Below are 399 nucleotides of genomic sequence, written 5' to 3'. Positions count from 1 at the left end.
GAGCTGCGCTGCGGTGAGGCCGTCGGTCGCGATCTGCTCGACCGCATCAGCCGCGTCCGCGATCACGTTGGCGAGCACTTTGCGCTCCGCCGCGCCGAATTCGCGCAGCACGTGGTCGGCTGCGCCCTGCTGGCCGGGCGGTCGCCCGACGCCGACGCGCACCCGGGTGAAGTCGCCGGTGCCGAGTGCTGAGATCACGTCACGGACGCCGTTGTGGCCCCCGTGGCCTCCGCCGAACTTCAGCTTCATGGTGTCGAACGGGATGTCGAGCTCGTCGTGCACCACGATCAGGTGCGACGGCTCGAGGGAGTAGAACCGCATCAGCTGCGACACAGGCCCGCCGGAGACGTTCATGAACGTGTTCGGCCTGGCGAGGATGTAGCGCGGGCCGCCGGGCAC

Annotated in this window: 1 protein-coding gene; it reads right to left on the bottom strand. The window is 69.7% G+C overall.

Annotation, left to right across the window (positions count from 1 at the left end; translation table 11 throughout):
* Positions 1–399, bottom strand: a 399-nt coding sequence (pth, locus tag AB4Z02_RS19240; RefSeq protein WP_441972979.1) for an aminoacyl-tRNA hydrolase, incomplete at both ends; no start/stop codon positions are given.

The sequence above is a fragment of the Pedococcus sp. 2YAF34 genome, assembly GCF_052114585.1.
GTDB lineage: Bacteria > Actinomycetota > Actinomycetes > Actinomycetales > Dermatophilaceae > Pedococcus.
The sequence above is the reverse complement of the archived record's forward strand: the minus strand, read 5'-3'. Positions and strand labels throughout refer to the sequence as shown.